Annotated in this window: 21 protein-coding genes; 9 read left to right on the top strand and 12 right to left on the bottom strand. The window is 58.7% G+C overall.

All coding sequences use genetic code 11. The features are described 5' to 3' along the window. Positions 1-169: 169 nt before the first annotated feature. Complete coding sequence (yihA, locus tag BIS10_RS04325; protein WP_083025388.1) at positions 170-814, top strand: ribosome biogenesis GTP-binding protein YihA/YsxC; 645 nt, start codon at positions 170-172, stop codon at positions 812-814. 10 nt (positions 815-824) lie between these two features. Here yihA and BIS10_RS04320 read toward each other — a convergent pair whose 3' ends face one another. From BIS10_RS04320 to BIS10_RS04285, 8 genes are all read right to left on the bottom strand, one after another. Next, positions 825-1562 (bottom strand): HAD family hydrolase, encoded by a 738-nt coding sequence (locus BIS10_RS04320; protein ID WP_253502889.1) that lies wholly within the window; start codon positions 1560-1562, stop codon positions 825-827. Positions 1563-1564: 2 nt separating this feature from the next. Continuing rightward, on the bottom strand, positions 1565-2473 hold the full coding sequence (locus BIS10_RS04315) for a tyrosine recombinase XerC (RefSeq protein WP_137093791.1): 909 nt from the start codon (positions 2471-2473) through the stop codon (positions 1565-1567). Next, entirely contained in the window at positions 2466-3182 is a 717-nt protein-coding gene (locus BIS10_RS04310) for a DUF484 family protein (protein ID WP_253502886.1), read from the bottom strand. Before BIS10_RS04310 ends, BIS10_RS04315 begins: the two co-directional genes overlap by 8 nt. A gap of 16 nt (positions 3183-3198) precedes the next feature. Continuing rightward, complete coding sequence (dapF, locus tag BIS10_RS04305) at positions 3199-4032, bottom strand: diaminopimelate epimerase (protein WP_253502882.1); 834 nt, start codon at positions 4030-4032, stop codon at positions 3199-3201. Continuing rightward, on the bottom strand, positions 4032-5303 hold the full coding sequence (gene lysA / locus BIS10_RS04300) for a diaminopimelate decarboxylase (protein WP_253502879.1): 1272 nt from the start codon (positions 5301-5303) through the stop codon (positions 4032-4034). Before lysA ends, dapF begins: the two co-directional genes overlap by 1 nt. Beyond that, positions 5303-5431: a lipoprotein gene (locus BIS10_RS04295; protein ID WP_074211274.1), complete on the bottom strand. Its 129-nt coding sequence runs from the start codon at positions 5429-5431 to the stop codon at positions 5303-5305. The genes lysA and BIS10_RS04295 overlap by 1 nt, the downstream gene beginning before the upstream one ends. Then, positions 5428-6831: an argininosuccinate lyase gene (argH, locus tag BIS10_RS04290; RefSeq protein ID WP_054640741.1), complete on the bottom strand. Its 1404-nt coding sequence runs from the start codon at positions 6829-6831 to the stop codon at positions 5428-5430. Before argH ends, BIS10_RS04295 begins: the two co-directional genes overlap by 4 nt. 94 nt (positions 6832-6925) lie before the next feature. Further along, positions 6926-9376 (bottom strand): EAL domain-containing protein, encoded by a 2451-nt coding sequence (locus tag BIS10_RS04285; RefSeq protein WP_253502875.1) that lies wholly within the window; start codon positions 9374-9376, stop codon positions 6926-6928. Between the two features lie 137 nt (positions 9377-9513). Between BIS10_RS04285 and hemC the strand changes: the two genes are divergently transcribed. From hemC to BIS10_RS04265, 4 genes are read left to right on the top strand one after another with little or no spacing between them, the layout of a single operon-like run. Next, positions 9514-10458, top strand: a complete 945-nt coding sequence (hemC, locus tag BIS10_RS04280; protein ID WP_253502872.1) for a hydroxymethylbilane synthase — start codon at positions 9514-9516, stop codon at positions 10456-10458. After that, the gene (locus BIS10_RS04275; protein ID WP_253502868.1) at positions 10455-11207 is read left to right on the top strand and encodes a uroporphyrinogen-III synthase; all 753 of its coding nucleotides are present in this window, start codon (positions 10455-10457) and stop codon (positions 11205-11207) included. Before hemC ends, BIS10_RS04275 begins: the two co-directional genes overlap by 4 nt. A gap of 43 nt (positions 11208-11250) precedes the next feature. Continuing rightward, positions 11251-12690 (top strand): uroporphyrinogen-III C-methyltransferase, encoded by a 1440-nt coding sequence (locus tag BIS10_RS04270; protein ID WP_253502865.1) that lies wholly within the window; start codon positions 11251-11253, stop codon positions 12688-12690. Further along, positions 12687-13949, top strand: a complete 1263-nt coding sequence (locus tag BIS10_RS04265; RefSeq protein WP_253502863.1) for a heme biosynthesis HemY N-terminal domain-containing protein — start codon at positions 12687-12689, stop codon at positions 13947-13949. Before BIS10_RS04270 ends, BIS10_RS04265 begins: the two co-directional genes overlap by 4 nt. 57 nt (positions 13950-14006) lie before the next feature. On the opposite strand, the gene mscL is transcribed toward BIS10_RS04265, so the two are convergent. The 3 genes from mscL to BIS10_RS04250 form a co-directional block, all read right to left on the bottom strand. Further along, entirely contained in the window at positions 14007-14498 is a 492-nt protein-coding gene (gene mscL, locus BIS10_RS04260) for a large conductance mechanosensitive channel protein MscL (protein ID WP_253502860.1), read from the bottom strand. Positions 14499-14609: 111 nt separating this feature from the next. Further along, the gene (gene aroQ / locus BIS10_RS04255; RefSeq protein WP_253502857.1) at positions 14610-15056 is read right to left on the bottom strand and encodes a type II 3-dehydroquinate dehydratase; all 447 of its coding nucleotides are present in this window, start codon (positions 15054-15056) and stop codon (positions 14610-14612) included. Between the two features lie 53 nt (positions 15057-15109). Next, a complete protein-coding gene (locus BIS10_RS04250; RefSeq protein ID WP_253502854.1) occupies positions 15110-16480 on the bottom strand; it encodes a VOC family protein in 1371 nt (456 codons plus the stop codon). A 195-nt stretch (positions 16481-16675) separates the two neighbouring features. Here BIS10_RS04250 and BIS10_RS04245 point away from each other — a divergent pair, with 195 nt between their 5' ends. Next, positions 16676-17545: a DUF72 domain-containing protein gene (locus BIS10_RS04245; RefSeq protein WP_253502851.1), complete on the top strand. Its 870-nt coding sequence runs from the start codon at positions 16676-16678 to the stop codon at positions 17543-17545. Positions 17546-17700: 155 nt separating this feature from the next. Next, positions 17701-19044, top strand: coding sequence for a sodium-dependent transporter (locus BIS10_RS04240; RefSeq protein WP_253502848.1), 1344 nt, complete (start codon positions 17701-17703; stop codon positions 19042-19044). 49 nt (positions 19045-19093) lie between these two features. Here BIS10_RS04240 and BIS10_RS04235 read toward each other — a convergent pair whose 3' ends face one another. Next, positions 19094-19312, bottom strand: a complete 219-nt coding sequence (locus BIS10_RS04235) for a PA3496 family putative envelope integrity protein (RefSeq protein WP_044629316.1) — start codon at positions 19310-19312, stop codon at positions 19094-19096. Positions 19313-19566: 254 nt separating this feature from the next. Here BIS10_RS04235 and hexR point away from each other — a divergent pair, with 254 nt between their 5' ends. Both hexR and uvrD read left to right on the top strand, forming a co-directional pair. Then, positions 19567-20421 carry a transcriptional regulator HexR gene (gene hexR, locus BIS10_RS04230; RefSeq protein WP_044629315.1) on the top strand — a complete coding sequence of 285 codons (855 nt, stop codon included), beginning with the start codon at positions 19567-19569 and terminating at the stop codon, positions 20419-20421. Positions 20422-20511: 90 nt separating this feature from the next. Further along, entirely contained in the window at positions 20512-22710 is a 2199-nt protein-coding gene (gene uvrD / locus BIS10_RS04225; RefSeq protein ID WP_253502846.1) for a DNA helicase II, read from the top strand. Positions 22711-22729: the final 19 nt, after the last annotated feature.

Below are 22729 nucleotides of genomic sequence, written 5' to 3'. Positions count from 1 at the left end.
TAGCGCCCCAGGTCGCAGTTATAAACCGCTTGCATTATAACGAATCACCCTAGCGGCGGGAATGCAAGTCCAGGTCTGCTTTTGGGGTAATTCGTCGCGGTACCGCTCTCTCCCACACTAGGGTTAGCCAGCGGGCCGTGTTATACGTTTGTTTTTCAGGATTAATTCCATGTCTACCCCCCATGATAGCCCAGTCCCTCGGCTGAACTACCCCACGGCGCGTTTTATGATCAGCGCGCCAACCCTGGCACTGTGTCCTGACGATACCGGTGCAGAAGTAGCGTTTGCCGGACGCTCAAATGCCGGTAAATCCAGCGCCATTAACGCGCTAACCCAGCAAAATGCGCTGGCGCGCACCTCGCGCACCCCGGGCCGAACCCAGCTCATCAACTTCTTCACTGTGATGAACGATGAGTCGCGCCGCCTAGTGGATCTACCCGGTTACGGCTACGCCAAGGTGCCGGAAGCGGTCAAAATTGAGTGGCAAAAGCACCTTTCAGACTACCTTCGCGGGCGTTTTAGCCTACGCGGTCTTGTGCTGCTAATGGACGTGCGCCACCCGCTGACCGAGTTCGACCAAATGATGCTCGACTATGCGGACCAGCGTGGGATGCCGGTGCATATCCTGCTCACCAAGGCCGACAAGCTGAAAAAAGGCCCGGCCAGTGCGGCGTTGCAAAAAGTCCGCTCACGCCTGAAAGAGTGGGAAGATTTGGTGTCAGTACAGCTCTTCTCGTCACTAAAACGCGACGGCGTCGATACCCTTTCCCAAAAACTAGACCAGTGGCTGCACACCCCAGAAGATGCCCGTTAATAGGCGTGGTCTAGGCACGCCTCTCCAGCCATGCAATCAGCTCCGGCAGCTCTTTGACATGGGCTATGCGGTGCACCCGTTCAGGCAGCATCTGGTCGCCGCATTCAGCCACCCAGGCGGCATGCATACCCAACTGCTGGGCGGGAAGCACGTCCTCCTTCCAAGAGTCGCCCACGTGCATGGCGCGCTGCGGCACGGTTTTCAGTCGCTCTAGAGCGGTCAAAAAAGGCTTGGGGTCAGGCTTCGGCGCGAGTAGCTCCCCAGCGGCAATCGCAACTGGAAAATGCGCCGCCAACGGTTGGCGCTTAAGATGAATATTGCCGTTGGTGATCGCCGCGAGCCGATAACGCTCAGCGAGCGCTGCCAGCAGCCCAGCTGCCTCTGGATGAGGTGTCACCTGAACTCGCAGGCGATGGAACTCATTCATTGCCGCGGCTGCCCATAACAGTGCAGCACTGCGAGGCAAACCGCTGGTTTCCAACTGGGCCTCTAACGCTCGTAGCCTTAGCCAGGTAAAGTCACCTCGCCGTTCAGGCACTTGGCTTGCCCACTGCTGGCGGCGCTGCAGGTAATCCGCCACGCCCTCCTCATACGTTAACGGCAGCGGCCCCTCTTGACGGGCAGCACGCCACGCTGCCAGCGCTTCCAGCAGCCAGCGGTAATGGCCCTCTTCGGTTTTCAACATCACGCCCTGGTTGTCCCATAGGGTGTCGTCTAAATCAAAGGTGATGGCGTCTAACGTGGCCATGATTAACTCTCACTGGGGCGGCGTTTGGCGCGCGGGTGGGCGGCATCGTAACTTTCTGCCAAGTGCTGCCAATCCAGCCGCGTATACACCTGAGTAGTGGATAGATTGGCATGACCCAGCAGCTCCTGCACGGCCCGCAGATCCTGGCTGGATTCCAGCAGATGGCTGGCAAAAGAGTGGCGCAGGCGGTGGGGGTGAAGATGTTCGGGCAGGCCGCGCACCACCGAGAGCTGCGCTAAGCGTTTCTGGATCGCTCGATGCCCCAACCGCTGCCCCCGCTGCCCGACGAACAGCGCCGTTTCAGCGCTGGCCGCCAAACTGGCCCGGCAGGTGAGCCACGCTTCCAGCGCCTGCTGGGCGCGTCGCCCCACCGGCACTTGGCGGGGCTTGCTGCCCTTACCCATCACCCGCACATGATTGGCCGTTAAGTGGCTCATATCCAGCGCCGCCAGCTCGGCTAAGCGCAGGCCGCTGGAGTAGAAAAGCTCCAGCATGGCTTGGTCGCGAAGCGCCAGCGGCGAGCCGTCGTGGGGCGTATCCAGAAAGCGCGCCAGCGCATCCACATCCAGCGGTCTGGGCAGATGGCTGGGCTGCTTAGGGGTGCGCAGTAGGCTGACCGGGTTATCTGCCAACACGCGATGCTGCACTAACGCATCGGCAAAGCGAGATAGCGCCGCACGTCGGCGGGCCAGGCTTCTCGGCGCCAGCCCACGGCTACGTTCGGCGCCTAAAAAGGCCCTCGCCAGCGCCGTGTCCAGCGCGCTGGCCTGGGTCACGCCACGCTGTTCGGCAAACTGGCAAAAGGCGGATAAATCCTGACGATAGGCCGCCACCGTGGCCGGGCTGGCATGGTTGGCTAGCTGCGCTAAGTAGTCAGTGACCGTGTCTGCCAGCAAGCTATCGCTATCCATGCGGCTCCGACCCCAACCGCAGCAGTAGGCGCGCGACAATATCGCCCAGGTACTCGGTAAACAGCGTATCCATACTGGCGCGGTAACATTCAGGGTCGGGGCTAGCGAGCAGCAAATAACCCAACTGCTCGCCTGCTGAGAGGCGTGTAATCGCACAGGAACCCGCTTTACGAGGTGCTTTGGTATGGGGCAGTAGGCACTTCCAATCGCTGACGCTCAGCTTGGCGCAGCGACTGGTGCGGCCATCCAGCAGCGCCGCTAGGCGGGCGCTGGCGTGCTGGTCGAGAATATGGCGCGGCGGCTGGGGAGGTGTGGGCTCCGCATCGCTTAACGACGCGGGGCACCATAGGGCCATCGCCGGTGTTTGAAAGCGCTCGCTAAGCTGAGTCGCCAGCGCTTGGGCCAGGGCATCACGGTCTTCCGCTTCGACTAAGCTGAGCAGCGTTTCCCGCAGGCGACGGTACTGAGCCTCGTTATGACGAGCGGTTTCCAGCAAATGCTCAAGCCGCCCTTCCGCCGTTTCAGCTCGCTGGCGCAGATCGATCACCAACCTCTCCAGCAGCGATACAGCGCCGTCGATATTTGGGTGCGGAACCTTGAGCTGCTGCAGCAGCCCTTCACGGCCAATAAAAAAATCGGGGTGACGGGCCAGCCAAAACGCTACTTGGTCAGGGTCGAGCGTTTTGCGCGGCTCAGGAGCTTGAGACATCGCCGTTCTCCTCGCATTAGTTGAGTGATACCCGACCATCAAACACCCGGGTAGCAGGGCCCACCATGACGAGTGACGCTTCGGGGTCAGGCCACTCGATACTGAGCTGCCCGCCGGGCAAGTGCACTTTCACTGGGCTCTTCAGAAGCCCCTGACGAATCCCACTGGCCACCGCCGCACAGGCACCGGTGCCGCAGGCAAGGGTTTCACCGCTGCCGCGCTCAAACACCCGCAGGCGAATCTCACTGGGCGATACCACCTGCATAAAGCCCACGTTTACGCGCTTGGGGAAGCGTGGGTGAGATTCCAGCAGCGGCCCCAAGCGCTCCACCGGGGCACTATCCACGTTCTCTACCTGGAGGACAGCATGAGGGTTGCCCATGGAGACCACGCCAAGCTGCAGCGTTTCGCCATCGACTTCTACCTCATGCAGCGGTTGATCACCCGGCGCTTCAAACGGCAGCGTCGCCGGGTTGAAGCGCGGCCTACCCATATCGACCCGCACCATGCCATCGTGCTGAACGTTGAGCACTAACGGGCCACCGGCGGTTTCCACATGGATTTCGTGCTTGTGGGTTAAACGCTGGTCGCGCACAAAGCGGGCAAAGCAGCGCGCGCCGTTACCGCAGTTTTCTACTTCGCTGCCGTCGGCGTTGTAGATACGGTAGCGAAAGTCCATATCCGGGTCGCGGGGCGGTTCGACGATCAGCAGTTGATCAAAGCCAATGCCAAAACGCCGGTCCGCCAACTGGCGGATCTGCTCATCCCGCAGGCGCGCCCGCTGGGTGACCAGGTCCACCACCATGAAGTCGTTGCCCAGGCCGTGCATTTTGGTGAAGTGGAGCAGCATCAGCGCGCCCCTTCCGGCAGCAGCGCCTCGCCGGCCCACAAGCTTTCCAGCGTTTCCCGAGCGCGTACCACGTGGTAGGTGTCACCATCCACCATCACCTCCGGCGGGCGTGGGCGGCTGTTGTAGTTCGAGGCCATGACGAAGCCATACGCCCCGGCCGAGCGTACCGCTAGCAGATCGCCTTCGGCGATAGCAAGCTCACGCTCTTTACCCAGGAAGTCGCCGGTTTCACACACAGGGCCGACCACGTCGTAGGTGGCGTTCTCACGAGGCTGGCGGGTATCCACCGGCACAATCGCCTGCCACGCCTGATACAGCGCCGGACGAATCAGGTCGTTCATGGCCGCATCGACAATGGCAAAGTTCTTGGTCTCGCCGGGTTTCAAGAACTCTACCCGGGTGAGCATCAGTCCGGCGTTGGCCGCAATAGAGCGACCTGGCTCAAACAGCAGCGTGAGCTTTTCGCCGCCTTCCCAGCGGGAGAGGCGCGCCAGCAATTGGCTAGCGTAATCGAACGGTTGGGGTGGCTTCTCGTCACGGTAGGGCACGCCTAAGCCGCCGCCTAAATCCAGATGGTCGATCTCGATGCCGCGTTCGCGTAGTCGCTCCATCAGCACCAGCAGGCGCTCCAGGGCATCTAGGAACGGAGCCGTTTCGGTAAGCTGCGAGCCAATGTGGCAATCAAGCCCGGTCACCCGAAGGTTGGGCAAGCTGGTAGCCAGTTGGTACACCTCCAGCGCGTCATCCACCGGAATGCCAAACTTGTTATCTTTTAAGCCGGTAGAGATATAAGGGTGAGTGCCCGCATCCACATCAGGATTGACGCGCAGCGAGACCGGAGCGATTTTCCCCAGCTCACCTGCCACGGCATTCAGGCGCTCAAGCTCTGGGCGCGACTCGACGTTAAAGCATTTGATGCCGACTTCTAGCGCCCGCGCCATTTCATGCGGCTGCTTAGCCACCCCAGAAAAAACCACTTTGGTGGGGTCGCCGCCCGCTTTTAGCACCCGCTCCAACTCGCCTACCGAGACAATATCAAACCCGGCCCCCATGCGGGCCAGTAGGCCCAGCACGGCAAGGTTAGAGTTGGCTTTCACCGCGTAGCAGATTAAGTGCGAGTGGCCACCCAAGGCTTCGGTGTAGGCGCGGAAATGGCGCTCAAAGGTCGCTTTTGAGTAGACATAGCAGGGCGTGCCCAGCTCGGCGGCCAGCTGCGTTAGCGGCACATCTTCGGCGTAGAGCACGCCGTCGCGGTAGTTAAAGTGATCCATTACCCCTCCTGCTCGGCGGCCGAATCATTGGTATCGTCAGGCAGATAAAGTGGCCCCTTTTGACCACAGCCAACAAGCAGCAGTGCGGCCATTAGCAGCGCGCTAAGTGTGATTGCACTGCGTTTCATGACGCACCTTTCAGGGCTGCCAGCGCTTCTCGCGCACGATTTGCAGCGGCGCGCACTTGGTCAGGCGCCGTGCCGCCAATATGGTTGCGGGCAGCAACCGAACCTTCCAGCGTCAGCACCTCAAATACGTCCTGCTCGATGATATCGGAGAACTGCTGGAGCTCTTCGAGGGTCATTTCAGAGAGATCTTTCTTGGTTTTCAGGCCGTAGGCCACGGAGAGACCCACGATCTCGTGAGCATCACGGAAGGCCACGCCTTTACGCACCAAGTAATCCGCCAGGTCGGTGGCGGTGGAGAAGCCGCGCCGCGCCGCTTCGTACATGCTCTCTTTTTTCGGCTCGATGGCGGGCACCATGTCCGCAAAGGCTTTTAGGCAGTCGCGCACGGTATCGACGGCATCAAACAGCGGCTCTTTGTCCTCCTGGTTATCCTTGTTGTAGGCCAGGGGCTGCGACTTCATCAGCGTCAGCAGCGCCATCAGATGGCCATACACACGGCCGGTTTTACCGCGCACCAGCTCGGGCACGTCGGGGTTTTTCTTCTGCGGCATGATGGAGGAGCCGGTGCAGAAGCGGTCGGGCAGGTCGATAAAGTTAAACTGCGCACTGGTCCACAGCACGAGCTCTTCACTCATCCGCGACAGGTGCATCAGCAGAATGCTGGCAAAGCTGGTGAATTCGATGGCGAAGTCGCGATCCGACACCGCATCCAGCGAGTTTTCAGCAGGGCGGTCGAAGCCGAGCAACTCGGCGGTTACGTGGCGGTCGATGGGGTAGGTGGTGCCCGCCAGCGCCGCGGAGCCCAGCGGCATCACGTTCACCCGTTTACGGCAATCCAGCAGGCGCTCGTGGTCGCGGGCCAGCATCTCTTGCCACGCCAGCAGGTGGTGGCCGAAGGTGACTGGCTGAGCCGTTTGCAGGTGAGTAAAACCGGGCATGATGGTGTCGGCCTCGCGTTCGGCAAGCTCAATCATGCCGTCGCGCAGGCGTGTCAGCTCCGCTTCAATCACGTCGATCTCATCGCGCATGAACAGGCGAATATCGGTGGCAACTTGGTCGTTGCGAGAGCGGCCGGTGTGCAGTTTCTTGCCAGTAATGCCGATTTTATCGGTCAGGCGCGCCTCGATGTTCATGTGCACGTCTTCCAGCGGTACCGACCACTGGAACTCACCGCGCTCAATTTCGCCCTGAATCTCGGTCAGGCCGTTAATAATGGCGTCGCGCTCTTCTTCGGTGAGCACGCCCACCCGCGCCAGCATGGTGGCATGGGCAATTGAGCCCTGAATATCCTGGCGCGCCAGGCGCTGGTCGAAGTTCACAGACGCGGTAAAGCGTGCAACAAAGGCATCGGTGGGCTCGCTAAAGCGACCGCCCCAAGACTGGTTCGTAGCTTGGCTCATCGGAAACATATCCTGCTGACAAAACTAAGGGAATCGTTACCGGAAAGTGTACCAGAGTCACTACGTGGAGCGGCATGCCGTTTTATGGCAGTGTTTATAACGAGGTAGGAGATTCTTGGCTAGCAACGACTACTAGCGGCGTTTTCAAATATGCCTTCAGCGCACTCAAGGCCATGGGGCGAGCAAAGTAGTAGCCTTGGAAGTGGTCGCACTGCAGGGTACGCAGGAAGTGAAACTGCTCGGCGGTTTCAACGCCTTCAATTAACACCTCGAGTCCCAACTTATCTGCCATGGTGACAACGCCCTCTACAATAGCGGCGTCACGGGAATCAACGGCCACATCGCCCACAAACGAGCGGTCAACCTTCAGCTTATTGATGGGTAGGCGTTTTAGATAGCTAAGGCTTGAGAAACCGGTGCCAAAGTCATCCAGAGCAATGTGCACGCCCAGTTGGCGCAGGGCCTGTAAGGCCTGAATGGTGTGTTCGGCGCTATCCATTAACACACCTTCGGTCAGCTCCAGCTCTAATAGCGCGGGGGGCAAGCCACTACGCGCCAGCACCTGCTTTACGGAGTCTAAAAAGCCTGGGCGCTGAAACTGCATGGGTGATACGTTAATCGCCATGGTGATGGGGGTCGCGCTTTCGGCATTGAGCACCACCGCATCGCGGCAGGCGGTTTCCATCACCCACTCACTGATGGGGATAATCTGCCCGGTATCCTCAGCCAAAGGAATAAACTGCCCTGGCGGGATGTTGCCACGCTCTGGGTGGTACCAACGGATCAGCGCTTCAACCCCAGCGACCCGCCCGCTATGGTGAATTTGCGGCTGGTAATGGAGCTCAAACTGCTCCTGCTCAATGGCCTGCTGCAGGGCATGGCGCAAATTCACCCGCTCGGTGACCTTGCGGTTAAGTTCGTCGGTATACCACTGAAAGGTGTTGCGCCCCCTGCGTTTGGCCTTGTACATGGCAAGGTCGGCCTGCTGAATGAGCTGACGCGGCGTTTGAATAGTGCCATCGTTGGTGGCGATCCCAATACTGGCAGTAATTCTTAGCTCGTTGCTGCGATACCAGTAAGGTGCCGAAACTCGTGCCAGCAGCCGCTCGACCACCTGTAATACATCGTCTTCGTGGGCTAAATCCGGCAACAGTACGATAAACTCATCGCCGCCAAATCGGGCCACGGTGTCCCAGGGGCGCAGCTCCTCCTCCAAGCGCTTGGCGACCTCTAGCAAAATATAGTCGCCCACTTCATGGCCGAGGGTGTCATTGATTGGCTTAAAGTCGTCTAAATCAATGAACAGCACTGCTAAATAACGCTGGTAGCGTCTGGCTAACAAACAACCTTGGGCAAGGCGCTGGTCCAGCAGCAGCCGGTTGGGCAGCCCGGTCAGCGCATCGTGATTGGCGTTATGGCTCAGCTGGGCCTGATACTCTCGTTGGGCGGTAATATCGTTTTGCGCACCGATAAAATGAGTGACTACGTCAGCTTCATCGCGCACCGGGGAGATATAAAGATCGTTCCAGAAAGGCGCGCCGTTACGGCGATAGTTGCGAATCACCACGTGCACATCGCGCTGCTCTTTGATGCCTTTGCGCAATTGCGCCAGGGTTGCAGGATCCGTGTCGATTCCTTGTAGAAAACGGCAGTTGCGGCCCAGCGCGGCCTCTCGCGAGTAGCCGGTGATGCGCTCAAAGGCCGCATTCACATACACCATCGGCAGATCAGGACGCTGAGCATCCACAATGACCACGCCATTGGTGCTGGACTCCACGCTGCGCTCCAGCAGCGTCAACTGCCGTTCAGTGTCTTTGCGCTCGGTAATATCCTGAGTAGAGCCCTGAACTTGAATAATTTTCCCTAGCTCATCGCGCACCGCTCGGCCAATCACTCGCACCCAGCGCCGTCGCCCCTGCTGGGTAATAATCTCCAGCTCTTCGTCAAAACTTATCCCCTTCTCACAGCAGTTGGTAAACACGGCTTGAATACGCGACCGAGAGCTTGGCGTGTAAAAAGCAATCGCCTCCTCCAGCGTGGGCTGGTGGCCAACAGGCATATCGTGAAGGCGGCACACCTCCTCCGACCAGATCGGCAGCCCCACCGCTAAATCCATATACCAGCCGCCGATATGTGCTGTCTCACCGGCAATACGAAACAGCCGCTGATTGCGCCGTAGCTGCTTTTCAACCGCCTTTCGCCGGGTGATATCTCTAGCGATCACATAAATCACCTGCTCACCAGCAGAAGCGGACACTTCCAACCAAACGCGCCTGCCATCTACCGCTAACGCACAAATATCGAAGGCATTAATTTTTTCACCCCGGCATACCCTTGCCAACGCTGCTTCGATAACGGGATGATCACGTGGCTCTACCACGACACCACAGGGCCTACCCAGCAGCGCTTCTGCTTGGTAACCCAGTAGCGACTCAAAGGTTGGGTTGATGCTGAGCAGCGTGCCCGCAAAGTCAATGCAGCAGAACAAATCCTGCGAAAGCAGAAAGAATTGGTCTAGCTTGCCTTGCGGTTCAACAGGGGGCATGGCATTTCCTAACAGGCGTTAAACGCGTTCAGCGCTGGCCCTAAATTCGGCCGGTTATTTTTACTGTGTGGCTGGGTGCTTTATGATGAGAATTATCACAGTTCGACGCGCCGTGTCAGCGGCAAAGGGAGAATCAGGTGTCATCCATCACTAAATTGCGCATCGCCACGCGTAAAAGTCAGTTGGCCATGTGGCAGGCCGAGTACGTCCGCGACCGCTTGATGGCGGCACATAGCGGTCTGGAAGTTGAGCTTGTCCCCCTCTCCACCAAAGGCGACAAAATTCTCGATACGCCTCTCTCCAAAATTGGTGGCAAAGGGCTATTCGTCAAGGAGCTTGAAGACGCCATGCTGGATGGACGCGCCGATATTGCCGTGCACTCCATGAAAGATGTGCCCATGCACTTCCCGGAAGGCTTAGGGCTTTCGGTGATTTTGGAAGGTGCTGATCCCACCGATGCGTTTGTGTCCAATCACTATAACAGCATAGATGAACTGCCCGAAGGCGCACGTATCGGCACTGCCAGCCTGCGCCGCGGATTGCAGATGCGCGAAGCGCGCCCAGATCTACAGATTCTCAACCTACGCGGCAATGTACAAACTCGCCTTGGCAAGCTCGACGATGGTGAATTTGACGCTATTATTCTGGCGACCTCTGGCCTGCAGCGCTTAGGCCTCGACGCCCGTATTGCACAGGCGCTGCCACCTGAGATTTGCCTGCCCGCCTGCGGTCAAGGGGCGCTGGGCATTGAGTGTCGCCTGCACGACCCCGAGTTGATCACGCTGCTTGCCCCGCTGGACGACCAGGACACCGCTACTCGCGTTCGAGCAGAGCGCGCCATGAACACGCGCCTGGAAGGTGGCTGCCAAGTGCCGATTGCCGGGCACGCCGTACTGGATAAAGCCAACGATACCCTGTGGCTGCGCGGGCTAGTGGGCAACCCAGAGGGCACCGAGGTACTGCGTGCCGAGGGCCGTGGCTCTATCCACGAGCCGGAAGCGCTCGGCATTCGTATTGCCGAAGAGCTGCTGGATCAAGGCGCTGGCGATATCTTGGCAGAGGTTTACGGCCGCAACGTATGAGCCAGCCGGTACTGATCTGCCGCCCAGGGGAGCGGGGCGAAGCGCTGGCCGATGCCCTGCGGGCAAGCGAAGGCTGGGTGGAGTCGCTTGACGTGATGCATCTGGAAGCGCTGCCTGAAGATGCTACGCAGCGCCAAGTCTGGTTGGATATTGATCAGTACCATAAGATAGTGGTGGTCAGCCCCTTTGCCGCTTACTGTTTAAGCGAGGCGCTGGATCGCTACTGGCCGCAGCTACCTATCGGTATTGATTACTATAGCGTTGGACGGGGCACTGCCAGCATACTGTTCGATCAGCTTGGGGTTCGGGTACGTATTCCTCCGCCCCAGCAGGGTGAAGACACCAGCGAAGCGCTGCTTTCGCTAGCGTCGCTTCGCCACCTAGCACATCAACGAGTGCTGCTGGTGGCAGGAGAAGGCGGCCGCACGCTGATCGCCGACACTCTAGCGGCACGCGGGGCCACTATTACCCGGCTGGCGGTCTATCGGCGGGTTTATCAGCCGCCTTCGCCAGCGATGCAAAAGCGCCTCGCCACAGGTGCCTACCGGGCGCTGATCGTCACCAGCGGCGAACTGCTTGAATATCTGGCAAAATGGTGTGGTCCAGCAGCGTTGAACCAACCGCTAATCGTTTCCAGTCACCGTTTAGCTACACTGGCCGGTAAACTGGGTTTTTGTGACCTCAAGGTGGCGTCGGGAGCAACGCCGGCTGCGCTGGTGGCCGCGTTGGATCGGTCCTGCAACCCATAGGGTGCCGATGTCGATCAAGGAACTTAATAAGGGCTAGCGACAGATGAGCAAACAACCAAACGAGCAGGAAGGCGTTAACAACACGTCTGCCGATGCATCCCAAGATAACGCGCAACCGAGCGATACTACGGCATCATCGGCGAAAAGCGAGTCGACTGCTGGCAGCGCCTCCTCCTCTTACGCGGCTAAGAACAGCCGCTCGCGCCGCCGCAATAAAGGTGGCTCAAGCGCTTCGACTACCAGCGCTTCAAATGCCAGTGCACCCACGTCCGGCACGGCAAGCACTGCGCAGGCCAACGCCCCAAAAGATACCAAAGCGACGGCAGCAGACACCAAGCCGACCGCCACAGCAACACCTGCAGCGTCCACCTCCTCGAAAAGCGGCAGTACATCCGCTACTGGAGGCCCAGGCAAGCCGACTCCGCCCTCCTCTACCGGTGGCGGCAGCAGCAAAGGTGGCGGCGTAGCCATTGCCCTGGTGATTATCCTGGCACTTGCCCTGGGTCTAGTAGCGTGGCAAGGCTGGCAGCGCCTGGATAGTCAGCAGCAGCGCTTAGATGAGCTGGCTCAGCAAGCCCAGAATAGCGCTTCTCAGCAGGCCGTTAGCGACCTTGAAACACGTATCGATGAGAGCGAAGCCGAGCGCGGCCAGGCGCTAGACAGCACCATGAGCGAACTGCGTAGCGAGCTGGATAGCTACCGCAGCGAAGTGAACGGCACGCTGGACGACGTTCTGGCTCAGCTCTCCCAAGAGCAGGACACCGACGAGCGCGACTGGCTACACGCCGAAGCCGCCTACCTGCTGCGCCTGGCTAATCAGCGCCTACAGTTAGAAGGCGATGTGGAAGGTGCCGCCGCGCTGCTGCGTACCGCCGATGCCCGCCTAGCCGATGCTGATAACCCGTCACTGACGCCCGTGCGTCGCGAGATTGCCAACGAGCTCGCTGCGCTAGACGCCGTACCCCAAGTAGACCGTACCGGTATTTACCTGGCCCTGAATGCCCAGCAAGAGCGCGTGGCAGGCCTGCGCCTGTCTCAAGAAATTGAAGAGCGCGCCGTGACCTCAGGTATCGAGCAGCCGCCTACCGGCACTTTCCAGCGTCAGCTAGCCCGCTTTGGTGAAGAGCTGAAAGATCTCGTGGTGATTCGTCAGCACGATGAAGCGCTGGAAGCCCTAATCACGCCTGAGCAAGAGTCTTACCTGCGTCAGAGCCTGCGCCTGATTCTCGAGCAGTCTCAGTTAGCGCTGCTCAAAGAGGAGCCGGAGCTATATGAAGCGAGCATCGACAAAGCCCTGGAACTGCTCAACGGCTACTACGATACCGAGCGTGAAGAGACCCAGAGCGTGATTGCCCGTCTGCAAGAGCTGAAGCAGGTTCAGGTACAGCCTGAGCTGCCGGACATCAGCGCCTCTCAACAAGCGCTGGCCAGCTTCATCGACAATCGCTTCGAGTCGCGCCGTCAGGATGGAGGTGATGCATGAGAAAACTCATCCTGCTGATCGTTGCGGGCCTCGCGGTTGGCGCGCTCTTTGGGCACCTGATGATGTCGGTGCCCGGCTACTGGCTGATCCGCGTTGGTGACACCTCGGTTCAAACCTCGTTCTGGTTTGGTCTGGTGCTGCTGCTGGGTGCCTTTATTGTGCTGCACTTCGCGCTGCGCCTGCTTACCGGCATTATTCGCCCGGTTGGTCGCTTCCGTACCTGGAACAGCCGCGCCCGTAACCGTCGCGCCATGAAACGCACCGTGCGTGGTTTGGTGGCACTCACCGAAGGCCGCTGGAAAAAAGCCGAGAAAACCTTGGTGCGCGCCGCCGACGACTCCAGCACACCGCTGGTGAACTACCTATCGGCCGCGCTGGCAGCCCACTATCAGGGCGACCACGAGAAGTCCCAGGAGCATCTGAACCAGGCCCAGCTGACCACCGACGGCGCGGATACCGCCATTGGCCTGATGCAGGCGCAGCTGATGATTGACCGTCAGCAGCCGGAAGAGGCTCTGGCAATTCTCAATCGCCTGGATAAGCAGCTCACCAATCACCCGCAGGTACTGAAGCTTTTGAAGCAGGTACACCTGAGCGTCAACGACTGGGAAGGCCTGCGCCGCCTAATTCCACGACTGGCTGCGCAGAGGCTGATTACCCAGCAAGAGCGCGAACAGCTGGAACTCAAAGCGTATCGCGAGCTGATCATCTTCGAAGCGAAGAACCCCACCAATATCGAACGGGTTCGCGGGCTGTGGGCGGATATGCCCGACTACCTGCGCGGCAATACCGAGCTGATCGTGCTCTATACCGAGGCACTGCTGCACGCCAACGAAGAGCCGATTGCCGAGCGTCTGCTGAACCACTCGCTGGACAACCACTGGGACGCCCGCTTAGTGAAGCGCTACGGCCTGCTCAACGTGGATGCCGCTCGCCAGCTCGCCAAGGCCGAAAAGTGGCTACAAGAGCGCCCCAACGACCCCGAGCTGCTGCTCGCCTGTGGCCGCCTGTCGCTGCGTGTGGGCCAGTGGGAAAAAGCGCTGGAGTACTTTGAAGCCAGCCAGCGCCAGCGCCCCAATGGCGAAGTGTGTGCCGAGCTTGCCCGCCTCTACGCAAGCCTAGGCGAGCACAACAAGAGCCAGCTCTACTATCGCCATAGCGTCGATATGCTGGCGAAATCTCTGCCATCGCTGCCACAACCCAGCGATGCCAGTGACAGCACGCAGAGCGATAAGAAAGCAGCGAAAAAGACGGCGTAACCGCCTTCTGCAACGCAAAAAGGGTGCCCACGGGCACCCTTTTTTAATGACGCTTCGCTACACGCTCTCGGTAGGCTTCTCTGAGGCCGCCGCCTGCAGTTCAGAAGTACAGTGACCGCAGCGAACGGCCTTGATCGGCACCACCATAAAACAGTAAGGGCAGGGCTTTTCGGTCGGGTCTGCCGGTGCCACCGCCTCTTCGCGCTTTAAGCGGTTGATGGTACGCACCAGCAAAAACACCACGAACGCGACGATGGAGAAACTCACCACCGCGTTGATAAACAGCCCCACGTTCAGCGTCACCGCCCCCGCCGCTTGAGCTTCCGCCAAGGTGGCATAGGGCGCTCCCGCCACGCCTTCCCGCAATACGACGAACAGATTCGAAAAATCGATCCCACCCACCAACAGGCCAATCAGCGGATTCATCACGTCTTTGACAAGGCTTTGCACGATCAGCGTAAACGCCCCGCCAATGATGATACCCACCGCCATATCAATCACGTTGCCCTTAACAGCAAACTCGCGGAATTCCCGAAAAAATTTAGCCATACCCTACCCATCCTTACCAAGCCAATGAAACGCCAAGGGCTAAGTTGCCCTGAGAGAAGGATGGGCCACGGTTAAAAGTGCGGCAAGGGCTAACGATACAAGGGAGTTATATTATTGATGGGAGGCAGCCATCACCGCCTCTAGCGCCGCTTTATATCCCTGCACGCCTAGGCCAGCAATCACGCCATCGGCCCGTAGCGAGACATAGGAGTGGTGGCGAAACGACTCGCGCTTATGCACGTTGGAGAGATGGACTTCGATGACCTGGCCATCAAAGGCGTTCAATGCATCGAGGATCGCCACCGAGGTATGGGTGTAGGCCGCCGGGTTGATAATAATGGCCTGCGTGCCATCCACCCTCGCTGCGTGGATGGCGTCGATGAGCGCGCCTTCATGGTTACTTTGCAGGCAGGTGATGTCCCAGCCTGCCATTACCGCTTTTTCGCGCAGCAGGTTATTCACATCGTCCAGTGTGTCATAGCCATAAATCTCTGGCTGACGCGTGCCTAATAAATTGAGATTAGGCCCATGTAACACCAATACTTTGCCCTGCTGCATAGCGCTCTCCTGCGGTGATGTGGTTAACCATGTCTTGTGTTAGTCAGCACGTTCTAACACCTTCCCCCAAGCGCTGCCAGCGCCTTATCCAGTGATGCCTGCTGGCGCTGTTCATACAGCGCAATTTCATCAATCACGGAGGCACCCAAGTCACGCTCGAATTGGGCTTGGTTGGCTTGGCTTGCGTATTCATCGCGCTGCTCGCCGCCCAGGTTCGACTGGAAGATGCCCGCCGCGCTAACCGGCAGGAAATCTTCATAAATCATGGGCTGGCAGGTCAATGCGCCTTGATCAATAAGCGCTTCAAGGGTATCCGCGTTGATCTGCTCGGGAAGCGACACATGGGCACCCGGCACGGCGTCGTAGTGGAAAAACGCCAGCTCTTCGCGGCGCAGGGTTGTGTTGTCGTCAGGAAATGCCTGAAACACCTCGGCGAGCTGCGACTGATGGACGTTGTTATCTTTGGCAGGAGGCAGCTGCTGCGACTCGGCCAGCAGGCGGTCGTATAGCGCGCGCCCTTTTTGAGTGAGAGCAACCCCGCGCTGCTCGATTTCACCGAAGCGGGCGGTATGGTGTCCCGCCACGCTGTCGGCAAAGGTAATGGTCTCTTCCAGCGCTTTGAAGCTGGTTTGGCGCAGTAGAATCGGGCAGCGGCGACGGGGCGGGCCTTCGATCACCGCCTTAGGGTCGATGCCAACACTCGGCATCTGCTGCTGCACCGCATCGATGTCTAGGGTGCGCGGGGTAAGATGGTTGATATGCGGGCCTCTAAAGCTCACCACGTCAGCAATAAGCCGATGCTCCTGGTGTAAACGGTCATAGGTGGCACGATCCACCGTCGCATCGTGGTGCCAGCGGAACGTATCGAGCGCGGCCTGCACGAATGCCTTGGCATCGGCTGCGTTTAAGCCACTTTGCTCTTCACAGCGGGCGATTAGCGCCTGGGCCTCGGGCGTGACGATCTCACGGCGAGAGAGAATTTCCCGGGCCTGCTCACGCAGTTGAGGGTTCTCGATGAGTTCAAGACGTAACAAGGAAGTAAATACGCGGAAGGGATTGCGCTTCAAGGCGTCATCATCCACCGGGCGAAACGCCGTGGAGTGCACCGGCACACCGGCAGCAGCCAGGTCGTAATACCCCACGGGATGCATGCCCATCACCGCAAACATACGCCGTAACAGTGACAGCTCTTCAGGCAAACCAACGCGGATCGCTCCATGGCGCTCAACGCTAAGGCGCGCTAGCTCATCCGATGATTTGAGCGTGTGGGCTAAGGCGGCATCCTCTGCCAGCACATTATGATTCACGCTCTCCACCAGCGAGAGCAGCGTGCCATATTGCGGCACTTCCTGTTGATACATCGCCGACATCGCTTTGGAAAATTGATCGCGAATATCGTCGGCGCTTACATAAGCAGCATCCATGGGGCGTCCTGTTGGTCATCTTGTGAGTGTTATAACGATTACCATAGTAGCGCTGCAGCGACGGGGGAAATTGCATAAATTTGGCCGTTATCTTCATTAACACGCCTTGAGCCCCCGCCACAGCACATGGTGTTACGGTTACACTAAGCCTTTCTGTTTCGACAATTCTACGTTTCGACAAAGGCCACCGCTTAGATGACTGCCTCACGCTCGCCGCTACCGCTCTATCTGGGCTTGCCCATGTGGGCCAATCAGGATTGGCAGGGCAGCCTCTACCCGCGCCAAGCCAAGACCGACCTGCTCAGCGATTACGCGGCGGTGTTTTCCAGCGTGGAGGGCAATACAACGTTTTACAGCGGTGCGCCTAAGCCCGATATCATCGCTGCCTGGGCACGTCAGGCCCCTGCTCATTTCCGTTTTTGTTTTAAACTGCCCGCCAGCGTGACGCACGACCAGCGTCTCGGCAGTTTAGCGTCTGCCTGGGAGTTTATAGAGGCACTGACGCCGCTCCATGACCGGCTTGGTCCAACCATGGTCCAACTACCGCGTGATTTCGGCCCCTCAGAGTTACCTAAACTCGAAGCATTGCTCGCCCACTGGCCAGTGCAGTTGCCCTGTGCTGTTGAGGTGCGCCACCCTGTTTTTTTCCACAAGGGTAAGGAGGAGAAGGCCCTCAACCGATTGTTGATAACTTATGGCGCTAATCGTGTGATGCTGGATGTGCGTCCGGTGTTCTCGACCCCCGCCGAAGGCCATGCGGGCCTCGCTCATGCCCAACAGGAAAAGCCGAAACTCCCGTTACACGTGCTTTCCACAGCGGAGCAACCGATTATTCGCTTCATTGGCCATATTGACAAAACCATCAATACTCGCTACTTCGCTCCGTGGATAGAGCGCCTAAAGCTGTGGATAAGTCAGGGGAAAACCCCTTTCTTATTTGTGCATACAGCGGATAACCGTGAGTCTCCTGAGATGGCTCGACACCTGTACCACGCCCTTCAACAGCACATCGCACTGCCTGAGCTTGAACCCTTTGCCGATGAAAAGCAGAGCCAGCTGTTTTAAGCCGTCTTTTTAGATGAGCTGACTGGCAAGCCCTACCATGATCGGATAAATTGCGCGTTCTTTCGGAAAAGTACGCTGGCAATTTCTCTATTTCCGAAAATCGGCGCACTGCGCCGATAACGACTCATTATAATTGAACGTAACACAGGTGATTTATGGCAAAACTTGCACATGCACAGTGGTCATCTCGTATGACCTTTGTGCTAGCCGCAGCGGGTTCAGCGGTTGGCTTAGGGAATATTTGGAAGTTCCCTTATATGGTAGGTGAAAGCGGCGGGGCTGCTTTCGTATTTGTTTACCTGCTCTGTATTGGGCTCATTGGCTTGCCCATTCTTGTTTCTGAGTGGCTTATCGGGCGGCGCGGTCAGAAAAACCCTGCGAGCACGATGTCCGAGCTGGCACGCCAAGCCAATAAATCCAGTATGTGGGCCGTGGTTGGCATCAGCGGCATCATTGGGGCGTTTTTAATTCTGTCGTTCTATAGCGTGATCGGCGGCTGGTCGCTCTACTACACCCTTAACTCCGTCACTGGCACCTTCAGTGGTCAAGATGCCGACGGCATCGGCGCGCTGTTTAACGGCATGCTCAGCAATCCTGGGTTGCTGTTGCTAGGCCACTCTGCCTTTATGCTCTTGGTGATTGGCATTGTGGCTCAGGGTGTCACGAAGGGTCTGGAAGGCGCTGTGCGCATCTTGATGCCGGTGTTGGCGCTACTGCTGGTTGTGCTGATCGGCTATGGCATGTCGACCGGCCATTTTGGCCAAGCGCTGGAGTATATGTTTAACCCGGATTGGAGCAAGCTAAGCGCAGAGACAGTCCTGGCAGCGTTAGGGCACGCCTTTTTCACCCTTTCGCTGGGTATGGGCATTATGATGGCGTATGGCTCTTACTTGGGCAAAGAGATCAACCTGCTCCAAACCGCCCGTACCGTCATTATTATGGATACGGTGATCGCACTCGGGGCGGGGCTTGCGATCTTCCCCATCGTATTTGCAAACAACCTTGACCTAGCCTCAGGCCCTGGGCTGATCTTTGTTACGCTGCCCTTAGCATTTGGCAATATGGACGGCGGCTCTCTCCTGGGGTTGATGTTCTTCCTGCTGCTCACCTTCGCGGCCCTTACCTCGGCCATTTCACTGCTTGAGCCAGTGGTTGAGTTTATTGAAGAGCGCACGCCGCTGTCTCGCGTGATGGCGACCGTTGTTGCCGGGGTGGGCGCTTGGGCGCTGGGTATTGCCGCTCTGCTCTCCTTCAACGTGTGGAGCGAGCCGCTCATGTTCGGTATGGGCGTGTTCGACCTACTGGATACGCTGACCAGCAAAATCATGCTGCCGCTTACCGGTTTAGGCGCGATTCTCTTCGCTGCGTGGTGCTTAGAGCGCAAGAGTGTCGAGGCTGAGCTTGGGCTGTCAGCCACTGGCGTAAGCGTATGGAACATCATCGCGCGCTATGTAGCGCCCGCGGGTGTCATCGCTGTCTTCGTCACAGGCTTACTCTAAGCCGTTACGGCCCCGCTAGCTGGCGGGGCTGTTCTATCACACGCTGTTTTTAGTGCAATTCGCTCTCTTGCGGTTCGTCATCGTCCGGCATGGGAGCGATATCCCGCGATAGCTTCTGAAACTCCCGATGCAGCTCAATCCCTCTGCGTGCCCTTAGGCTACGCTGGGCGGCGCTGCGCCGACGTTGGGCATGCTCATCGACCTCCATACTCATGAATATGTCGAGCAATTCGCTTTTTACCGAGGTCATTCGTTCGACGTTTCTCATGATCGACGCTCCTCCAGGTGAAGTTGCCTACGTCCACCTGCATCCGTGACGACTGATTTTTAAATGATGCAGTGCGGCACGTCACTTCTTACTATAACCTACTTGACAAAATGATGACGATTCTTGAAGAAAGGGGTTAACGCCCTTTAAACGGCAGCCATTACGGGTGATTCCCGCTGCCCTCTTCGCGTCACTCAGGCATACTGTGGCCACCTAGGCTGCATAAGCACGATCAAGAATTTAAGGAGCTGAACGTGAGCCGCGCCCTGTTCGATGAAATGAGACGCCGCATGGAGCATTTCCGTCGCTCCGAACAAAAGGTAGCGCGGTTCGTGCTGCGTAACCCCGATGAAGTGATCCATATGCGGATCGTGGACCTGGCCACTGAGGCGAAGGTGAGCGAGCCCACCGTGGTGCGCTTCTGCCGCGCCCTCGGCTGCAACGGTTTCCAGGACTTCAAGCTTCAGCTCGCCCAGATGCTGGCCAGCGGCAGCCAGTTCGCCCAGTTCTCGATGAACGATAGCGACTCGGTGGCGGAGTTCTCTCACAGCATTTTTGACTCCACCGTCGGCACACTGCTGTCGGTACGCGATCGGCTCGACAATGAAGCCTTGGGGCGAGCAGTGAATGCACTGGCCATGGCCAACCGGGTGGAGTTTTACGGCTTTGGTGCCTCTGGTGCCGTGGCGTTCGATGCCCAGCACAAGTTCTTCCGCCTTCAGATCTCGACCTCCGCCTACGCCGACCCGCACATGCAGAACATGTCGGCGGTGACGCTGCAAGAGGGCGATGTGGTGGTGGCGATTTCACAAACCGGGCGTACCAAGGCACTGGTGGCCAGCGTGCGCTTGGCCCGCGAAGCGGGGGCGACGGTGATTGGCCTGTGCCCCAGCGAATCGCCGCTGGCCCATGAAGTGAGCCTGCCGCTGTTTATCGATGTGCATGAAGATACCGAGATTTACACGCCGCTCAGCTCGCGCATCGCCCACCTGGTGCTGATCGACGTGCTGGCCGTTGGTGTCGCTAAAACCCGCGGCCCCAAACTCGCCGAGCAGCTTAAAGCGGTGAAAAAGAGCCTGACCACGCTGCGTTACCCAGACGACCACTAACGGCGGGCTAACGCGACGTACGCTGTATACCCAGCCAGTGGGCGGGCTGTGCTAAACTGACCGCCCATTTTCGAACCGGCAGCGGCTTATATGGACGACGTCACGGCGATACTTGATCAGCTCAATCCCGCTCAGCGGGAGGCGGTGAGCGCCCCCCAAGGCAACCTACTGGTACTGGCGGGGGCTGGCTCCGGTAAAACCCGCGTGCTGGTTCACCGCATTGCCTGGCTGATGCAGGCCGAGGGGCTGTCTCCTTACGCGCTGCTGGCGGTCACGTTTACCAACAAAGCAGCGCGGGAAATGCGCACGCGCTTAGAAGCGCTGCTGGGCATTTCCATGCGCCATGTGTGGGTCGGCACCTTCCACTCCATTGCCCACCGGCTGCTGCGCACCCATTGGCAAGATGCCCGCCTACCGCAACATTTCCAAATCATTGATTCCGACGACCAGCTCCGTCTGATCAAACGGCTGCTCAAAGATTACTCGATTGACGATGAGCGCTTCCCGCCCCGCCAGGTACAGGGGTTTGTGTCTGGCTGCAAAGAGGAAGGGCTGCGCCCGCATCAGGTCAACGTCAACGGTGATGGCTATTTGGCACAAATGGTCGAGCTGTACGAGCGCTACCAGCTCACCTGTGAACGTGGCGGGCTGGTGGATTTTGGCGAGCTGCTGTTGCGCAGCCTGGAGCTTCTGCGCGATAACCCACCGCTGCTGAACCACTACCGCGAGCGCTTTGGGCATGTGCTGGTAGACGAGTTCCAAGACACCAACACCCTCCAGTATGCGTGGCTGAAACTGCTCACCGGCCAACAAACGCCGATGACAGCGGTCGGCGATGATGACCAGTCGATTTACGGTTGGCGCGGCGCCAAAGTGGAGAATATTCGCCGCTTTGAAGAGGAGTTTACCGATACCCATACGGTGCGTCTGGAACAGAACTACCGCTCTACCAGCGCAATCTTGGAAGCCGCTAACACGCTGATTAGCCATAACAGCGAACGGCTGGGTAAAAACCTCTGGACCGATGGCATCGAGGGCGACCCGATCTCGGTATACGCCGGGTTTAACGACCTGGAAGAAGCCCGCTATATCGTTGACACCATTAAAGAGAAGGTCGACGAGGGCTTTAACCGCCGTGATGTGGCCATTCTTTACCGCTCTAACGCCCAGTCGCGGCTGCTGGAAGAGACGCTGATTCGCCAAGGGATGCCCTACCGCATCTACGGCGGCCACCGCTTTTATGAGCGGCTGGAGATCAAAAACGCCCTGGCCTACCTTCGCCTGCTGCTCAACCGGGACGACGACGCCTCCCTTGAACGCGTCATCAACGTGCCCACCCGAGGCATTGGCACCCGCACGGTGGAAATCGTCCGCCACCGCGCACGGGAACAGGGCGTTTCGCTCTGGCAGGCGCTCCACGACGCGATTCAGGATGGCACCTTAAGAGGCCGGGCGGGCAACGCCGTGCAGGCCTTCGCCAACCTGATTGAGCAGCTCGATAACGACGCCGCCGGGTTACCGCTGCATGAAATTATTGACCATGTCACCGCGCAAACCGGGTTGATCGAGCACCACAAAAGCGAGCGTGGCGAGAAAGGCCAGGCGCGGGTCGAAAACTTGGAAGAGCTGGTCACCGCCGCGCGCGCCTTCACCCATGGCGACGCCTTTGAAACCCCGGAAGCGGGCGAAGGCATGGCGGCGCTGGAAGCATTTTTATCAGAAGCCGCCCTCAACGCAGGCGACCACGAAGCCGAAGAGTTCGAAGACAGCGTGCAGCTGATGACGCTGCACTCGGCGAAAGGGCTAGAGTTTCCGGTGGTATTTATCGCCGGTGTGGAGGAGGGGCTGTTCCCGCATAAGATGTCGGTGGAGGAGCCTGGGCGGCTCGAGGAGGAGCGCAGGCTTTGCTATGTGGGCGTTACCCGCGCCATGCAGAAGCTCTACCTGACCCACGCGGAAACCCGCCGCCTGCATGGCAAAGAGGTGTTTCCACGTCCGTCGCGCTTTCTGCGCGAACTGCCGCCCCATCTGCTGGAAGAAGTACGCCTAAGGGGCCATATCTCCCGCCCAGTGACCGCATCGCGGCAGAGCTTCGCCCAAACCAGTATCGAGAGCGACGGCGAGCTGCCCGCACTGCATGTCGGCCAGCGGGTCGAGCACCCGGTGTTTGGTGAGGGGATTATTCTCAACGCCGAGGGCGAAGGTGCCCGTGCTCGCGTGCAGGTGAGCTTCGACGGTGAAGGCGTGAAGTGGCTTGTGCTCGGGTTTGCCAAACTCACGCCGCGTTAACGACAAAGGGCAAGGGAAG

The sequence above is a fragment of the Halomonas sp. 707B3 genome, from assembly GCF_024158645.1.
In the GTDB taxonomy this organism is placed as follows: domain Bacteria; phylum Pseudomonadota; class Gammaproteobacteria; order Pseudomonadales; family Halomonadaceae; genus Vreelandella; species Vreelandella lionensis.
Note: the sequence above shows the minus strand (reverse complement) of the source record. Positions and strands in the feature narration are given on the sequence as shown.

Bases quoted from the DNA above. Each gene is read 5' to 3' on its own strand.
- yihA (WP_083025388.1), top strand. From the start codon at position 170: ATGTCTACCCCCCATGATAGCCCAGTCCCTCGGCTGAACTACCCCACG.
- BIS10_RS04320 (WP_253502889.1), bottom strand. From the start codon at position 1,562: ATGGCCACGTTAGACGCCATCACCTTTGATTTAGACGACACCCTATGG.
- BIS10_RS04315 (WP_137093791.1), bottom strand. From the start codon at position 2,473: ATGGATAGCGATAGCTTGCTGGCAGACACGGTCACTGACTACTTAGCG.
- BIS10_RS04310 (WP_253502886.1), bottom strand. From the start codon at position 3,182: ATGTCTCAAGCTCCTGAGCCGCGCAAAACGCTCGACCCTGACCAAGTA.
- dapF (WP_253502882.1), bottom strand. From the start codon at position 4,032: ATGCTGCTCCACTTCACCAAAATGCACGGCCTGGGCAACGACTTCATG.
- lysA (WP_253502879.1), bottom strand. From the start codon at position 5,303: ATGGATCACTTTAACTACCGCGACGGCGTGCTCTACGCCGAAGATGTG.
- BIS10_RS04295 (WP_074211274.1), bottom strand. From the start codon at position 5,431: ATGAAACGCAGTGCAATCACACTTAGCGCGCTGCTAATGGCCGCACTG.
- argH (WP_054640741.1), bottom strand. From the start codon at position 6,831: ATGAGCCAAGCTACGAACCAGTCTTGGGGCGGTCGCTTTAGCGAGCCC.
- BIS10_RS04285 (WP_253502875.1), bottom strand. From the start codon at position 9,376: ATGCCCCCTGTTGAACCGCAAGGCAAGCTAGACCAATTCTTTCTGCTT.
- BIS10_RS04275 (WP_253502868.1), top strand. From the start codon at position 10,455: ATGAGCCAGCCGGTACTGATCTGCCGCCCAGGGGAGCGGGGCGAAGCG.
- BIS10_RS04270 (WP_253502865.1), top strand. From the start codon at position 11,251: ATGAGCAAACAACCAAACGAGCAGGAAGGCGTTAACAACACGTCTGCC.
- BIS10_RS04265 (WP_253502863.1), top strand. From the start codon at position 12,687: ATGAGAAAACTCATCCTGCTGATCGTTGCGGGCCTCGCGGTTGGCGCG.
- mscL (WP_253502860.1), bottom strand. From the start codon at position 14,498: ATGGCTAAATTTTTTCGGGAATTCCGCGAGTTTGCTGTTAAGGGCAAC.
- aroQ (WP_253502857.1), bottom strand. From the start codon at position 15,056: ATGCAGCAGGGCAAAGTATTGGTGTTACATGGGCCTAATCTCAATTTA.
- BIS10_RS04250 (WP_253502854.1), bottom strand. From the start codon at position 16,480: ATGGATGCTGCTTATGTAAGCGCCGACGATATTCGCGATCAATTTTCC.
- BIS10_RS04245 (WP_253502851.1), top strand. From the start codon at position 16,676: ATGACTGCCTCACGCTCGCCGCTACCGCTCTATCTGGGCTTGCCCATG.
- BIS10_RS04240 (WP_253502848.1), top strand. From the start codon at position 17,701: ATGGCAAAACTTGCACATGCACAGTGGTCATCTCGTATGACCTTTGTG.
- BIS10_RS04235 (WP_044629316.1), bottom strand. From the start codon at position 19,312: ATGAGAAACGTCGAACGAATGACCTCGGTAAAAAGCGAATTGCTCGAC.
- uvrD (WP_253502846.1), top strand. From the start codon at position 20,512: ATGGACGACGTCACGGCGATACTTGATCAGCTCAATCCCGCTCAGCGG.